This window comes from Luteolibacter sp., assembly GCF_058122085.1.
Genome location: NZ_JBIKBQ010000184.1, coordinates 1 through 3,827 on the forward strand (window position 1 = coordinate 1; position 3,827 = coordinate 3,827).

Consider the following 3,827-nt stretch of genomic DNA (forward strand, 5'->3'; position numbering starts at 1 on the left):
AATTCGCGGCGACCGGTGATCGCCGCTACATTTTAAAAAACTAACGTTTCCCCGACCAACATCACACCGCCCGCGAGCATCGTCAGGAGGATCGACGTGGGTTCCGGGACAGTGGCGACTCGGAACCCCACAAAAACGCTGGAAGGAATCCGAAGCTTCATCTACGTTCCTCTCATGGCAGCCACCACTCAATCCTACCAACGCTTGGAGGAGGAAGTTCTCCACCTCCCGCGTGTGGATCGTTCCCAACTCGCCAGCCGGCTTCTTGAAAGCTTGGACGAGGACGACCATGAATTGAGTCCCGAATGGCGGGATGAATTACAGCGACGGATCGAGAACATCGACGCAGGAAATGCAAAACTCATTCCCGCCGAAGATCTTTGGAAAGAGGCGAGGCAACGCTTTGGCACAACCTCTTGAGCCATGCGTGTGAATTATGACGACGCAGCCCGCGAATCCATCGTTGCTTGGAAGGTGATCTAGCAAGTGTCAGTTCGCTGTTTTTCCCGATGCACTGGTCTTCCGCATTCGGCGCGACGAATTGCTTCGGATGCACCAGAGACAGCCTTCGCTCGCGCTACCAGCCGCCTCCGGTGCTTTTCCTATTCGACCGATGCGCGTTTCAGCCATCGCTCGCGACATCCTGCTGGTCCCTGAACCCGGCACTGCATGGCGGCGGTCAAACCACCATGATCTCACCGAAGGGAAGGCATCTGCCCTCAAGGGCCTGGCAACACGGAACCCGATGTTGTTGTTCTCGTTCGACGGGTCGTTGTTGTTGCGGTTCGAGGAGGCCAGGTTGTTGTCGTTGTTGTTCCAAGAGCCCCCACGCAGCCCGCGCGACGAGCCGGACTTTTTTGAGGAAATCATCCACGTAGCGGACGTAGCCTTTAACTCCCAACTCCTGTTTTACGAAGTGATCGAATCCATCGAGATGGATGTTCGCGAAGAACTGGCTGGTCAGGTTCCCGATGGGCAGGCCGTGCCGTCGGATGTGGCAGTCGAACAAATCCTCCCCCCATTCCATTCTCTGGCCATCCTGATGGCTGCTTAGGATGCGTCGGATCAGAGCCATGATTTTCTCATCCGCCACGGTCTTTCCGATGCGTTGCTGCAGGATTTCATGGTCGATGCTCGGGAAATACCGGCGCAGGTCGCACTTGAGAACGTAGGGGAAACGGCGGGAAAATTCCGCGCAGCGGCGGACTCCGGCGTGGGTGCCTTTTCCTTTCCGGCAGGCATAGCTGTCCTCAATGAACTTCTTCTCGAAAATCGGTTCCAGCACGCGGACCAGCGCGTGATGCACCACCCGGTCCCGGAATGGCGCGGCAGTCACACGGCGGAGCTTCGGCTCGTGGATGTCGAAGTAAGTATAAGGGCCCGGCTGCCAGGTGCCTGCGGTGAGTTCCTCGTGCAGGCGCACGGCGTGGGTTTCCCAGCGGGCGTGAAAGCGGGCGGCGGCGTGGCCGCTCATTTTTCCCTGCATCGCGCTGCGGGCGGCAGCCATCACGTTTTCCAGCGAGCAGACTTGCGGGTGGAGGTTCTGGAAACTGCGGGCCATGGATTCAAAGGTCGCGGAATTCCTCTTCGGTGAGGCCTGCCTGCTTGAGTATGGATCGGAAAGTGCCGGTCGGCACATCGCCGGTGTGCATCGGCAAATAAGTTTGTCGGCCATCGTCGTGGCGCAGCACCAGGTGCGAGCCGCTCTGCCTCCGCTCCTCGAAGCCGGCACGTTTCAGCTTCCGCAGCACTTCTTTCGCCTTGTGCGGCATGTCAGGCGACTTCGACAGTTGCAAGGATCGCCTCGGAGACGTCGGTCACCGGTTCGCCATTGCAGCGTTTTTCCTCGTTCCACAAGGCCACTAGATCGCGGGCGGCGTCCAGCGCACCCTCCATACCCTGGCCGTGTGTCGTGAGACCGAGAGATGGGACGTGGGCATAGTAATAGCCGGGCAATCCTTCCTCGTCAGGAATCCGTTCGAGCATGACGGGATAGCGCATGGGGGGAAGTTGATTCAAGAAGGGTGGCTTGTCGAGGATGAGCTTGGCGACCGGTGATCGCCGCCACGGCTTTTCAGCCAGCCACCGACCATCCGGCCACATTCATTGAGCTGGAGCGCACTGAACTCGAATTGCTTTGGCGCCAGCAATTTTCGGTCATTCGCCATGCGGACGACCCAGCGGGTCATCTCGATGCCTTCGTTCGCCTGGATCAGCAGCGCGGTCTTGTCCTTGGCGTAGCTCGCTTTCACCAACATCTCTAGCACGTCCATAACGTGGTTCGAAAGCCGTTGGCCGAGGATGAAGCGCTGACTCTTCGGGAAGCTCTCCACGCGTTCGAGAATCCACTTGGCGTAGGCATACCATTTCACGAGGACGAGTGGCGCGTCATTGGCGGGTTGTTTCATTGCTGAGGTGGTATCGGGGGGAGCTTGTCAGAGTTCGTCCTCAGTCACCGGAATGAGCTTCATCAGCGAGTGCTGAAGTCCGGTCTTGAGGGATTGGTTGCTGTGAATCGGAATCACCAGACGCTCACTGCGGCCATCCATCGTGAAAATGTGATGGCTGCCGTTAATCCGCGCAAGGTGCCAGCCCTTGTCCTCCGCCAGCTTGGCCAGTCGTTTTCCCGTAACGGACTTCATACTGCCACTTCAAGGACGCGCGTTTCCAGGGCTCCGTCTTCAGGCTCCGCAGCTAATAGCCAGCCTTGAATCGCCTCGCGTAAGTTCGCTTCCAACTCCAGAAGCGTTTCGCCTTGGGTGACGCATCCGGGAAGGGCTGGTACTTCCGCCCAGAATCCGCCCTCTTCCGCTTCGTGTATGATCGCTTTGAGTGTCATGTCCAAGACCATAGCCAGTCCTTGCCCCACATCAACGCGGAATCCCGGATCAGTTGCTCTTCAGGAAAAAAAATTCGTCCGCCTGCGGCGGATGGGGCAAGGTGGCGCTGCCTCGCCGAGGCAGCATGCCAATGGATCGAGAAAGGTCCATCCAAGGATCCACAGAATGGCCTTTCTTGGGCTTTTTCTTTCTCACCTCATTGGCCTGCGCTCTCGGCGAGAGCGCGCCACCTTCGAAGAAGAAAAAGGACAAAGGGATAAAGGATCAAAGGGGAGAACTAACGTTTCCGGCGGGCCAGCATCACTCCGCCTGCGAGCATCGTCAGGACAAGGGAAGTTGGTTCAGGGACACTGGCAACACGGAACCCGATGTTGTAGTTCTCGAGCGACGGGACGCCGTCGTTGCGGAACGAGGAGGCCAGGTAGTTGGCGGCGTTGCTCTCTGAGCCCCCACGCAGCCCGCGCGACGAGCCGGAGATCACCGCGTCGTTCCATTCCCAAACGTTTCCAGCCTGGTCGTTCGTGCCATACGCGCTGTCCGAATTCAATCCATACGCGCCGACATCAGTGAGAACCCACGTCCCTGCACCTGATCCGGTGTAAACCGCGTAACCATTCGCATCGTAATAATTTGCCGCACCCGCCACACCGATGTCGTTGGTGGTCATCGTATTGCTCTGCGTCGCCTGCGCCCAGTAGCCGCCCACTCCGGCACCGCCCTTGTTCGGGTCATAATACGCCGCTTTATACCACTCGCTCTCACTCGGGATCCACACCGTGGCTCCCACGTTCTTGGTGATAATACCGCTCGTCGCGCCGTTGAGCGTGTAGGCTCCCGATTCCGCCGTGAGGGCCGCGCCCGGGGGAAATTTTTCTTTCCGTTAAATTGTTAAAATCTCAGCGGGCTGGCTGATGGACATTTGATACGAGAACTTGATCTCCCCAGCAAGCTCGGATTGCTCTTTCGCGCTGGGACGGGCCGGTGGAG

The 3,827-nt window shown here is 58.4% G+C and carries 9 protein-coding genes and 1 pseudogene; 1 reads left to right on the forward strand and 9 read right to left on the reverse strand.

Features of this window, described 5'->3' with window-relative positions; translation table 11 throughout:
* Positions 1-32: 32 nt before the first annotated feature.
* A complete protein-coding gene (locus AC4DF4_RS18095) occupies positions 33-161 on the reverse strand; it encodes a PEP-CTERM sorting domain-containing protein (RefSeq protein WP_490049501.1) in 129 nt (42 codons plus the stop codon).
* Between the two features lie 13 nt (positions 162-174).
* On the opposite strand from AC4DF4_RS18095, the gene AC4DF4_RS18100 reads away from it, so the two are divergent.
* Positions 175-420: an addiction module protein gene (locus AC4DF4_RS18100; protein ID WP_490049502.1), complete on the forward strand. Its 246-nt coding sequence runs from the start codon at positions 175-177 to the stop codon at positions 418-420.
* Between the two features lie 69 nt (positions 421-489).
* Here AC4DF4_RS18100 and AC4DF4_RS18105 read toward each other — a convergent pair whose 3' ends face one another.
* From AC4DF4_RS18105 to AC4DF4_RS18140, 8 genes and pseudogenes are all read right to left on the reverse strand, one after another.
* Entirely contained in the window at positions 490-870 is a 381-nt protein-coding gene (locus AC4DF4_RS18105; protein WP_490049503.1) for an SUMF1/EgtB/PvdO family nonheme iron enzyme, read from the reverse strand.
* A gap of 1 nt (position 871) precedes the next feature.
* Positions 872-1,639 (reverse strand): annotated as a pseudogene (locus AC4DF4_RS18110) (reverse transcriptase domain-containing protein); the annotation flags it as partial.
* A complete protein-coding gene (locus tag AC4DF4_RS18115; RefSeq protein ID WP_490049504.1) occupies positions 1,566-1,772 on the reverse strand; it encodes a type II toxin-antitoxin system HicA family toxin in 207 nt (68 codons plus the stop codon). The gene AC4DF4_RS18115 and the pseudogene AC4DF4_RS18110, both read right to left, overlap by 74 nt.
* Position 1,773: 1 nt before the next feature.
* A complete protein-coding gene (locus AC4DF4_RS18120) occupies positions 1,774-2,001 on the reverse strand; it encodes a type II toxin-antitoxin system HicB family antitoxin (RefSeq protein WP_490049505.1) in 228 nt (75 codons plus the stop codon).
* 14 nt (positions 2,002-2,015) lie between these two features.
* On the reverse strand, positions 2,016-2,408 hold the full coding sequence (gene avd / locus AC4DF4_RS18125; protein ID WP_490049506.1) for a diversity-generating retroelement protein Avd: 393 nt from the start codon (positions 2,406-2,408) through the stop codon (positions 2,016-2,018).
* Positions 2,409-2,435: 27 nt separating this feature from the next.
* Positions 2,436-2,642, reverse strand: coding sequence for a type II toxin-antitoxin system HicA family toxin (locus AC4DF4_RS18130; RefSeq protein WP_490049507.1), 207 nt, complete (start codon positions 2,640-2,642; stop codon positions 2,436-2,438).
* Entirely contained in the window at positions 2,639-2,839 is a 201-nt protein-coding gene (locus AC4DF4_RS18135; protein WP_490049508.1) for a type II toxin-antitoxin system HicB family antitoxin, read from the reverse strand. The genes AC4DF4_RS18130 and AC4DF4_RS18135 overlap by 4 nt, the downstream gene beginning before the upstream one ends.
* Before the next feature lie 278 nt (positions 2,840-3,117).
* Positions 3,118-3,615 carry an SUMF1/EgtB/PvdO family nonheme iron enzyme gene (locus AC4DF4_RS18140; protein ID WP_490049509.1) on the reverse strand — a complete coding sequence of 166 codons (498 nt, stop codon included), beginning with the start codon at positions 3,613-3,615 and terminating at the stop codon, positions 3,118-3,120.
* Between the last annotated feature and the right edge of the window lie 212 nt (positions 3,616-3,827).

Coding starts and splice junctions, on each gene's coding strand:
- AC4DF4_RS18115 (WP_490049504.1), bottom strand. CDS start 1,772: ATGCCGCACAAGGCGAAAGAAGTGCTGCGGAAGCTGAAACGTGCCGGC.
- AC4DF4_RS18120 (WP_490049505.1), bottom strand. CDS start 2,001: ATGCGCTATCCCGTCATGCTCGAACGGATTCCTGACGAGGAAGGATTG.
- AC4DF4_RS18095 (WP_490049501.1), bottom strand. CDS start 161: ATGAAGCTTCGGATTCCTTCCAGCGTTTTTGTGGGGTTCCGAGTCGCC.
- AC4DF4_RS18130 (WP_490049507.1), bottom strand. CDS start 2,642: ATGAAGTCCGTTACGGGAAAACGACTGGCCAAGCTGGCGGAGGACAAG.
- AC4DF4_RS18105 (WP_490049503.1), bottom strand. CDS start 870: ATGATTTCCTCAAAAAAGTCCGGCTCGTCGCGCGGGCTGCGTGGGGGC.
- avd (WP_490049506.1), bottom strand. CDS start 2,408: ATGAAACAACCCGCCAATGACGCGCCACTCGTCCTCGTGAAATGGTAT.
- AC4DF4_RS18135 (WP_490049508.1), bottom strand. CDS start 2,839: ATGACACTCAAAGCGATCATACACGAAGCGGAAGAGGGCGGATTCTGG.
- AC4DF4_RS18100 (WP_490049502.1), top strand. CDS start 175: ATGGCAGCCACCACTCAATCCTACCAACGCTTGGAGGAGGAAGTTCTC.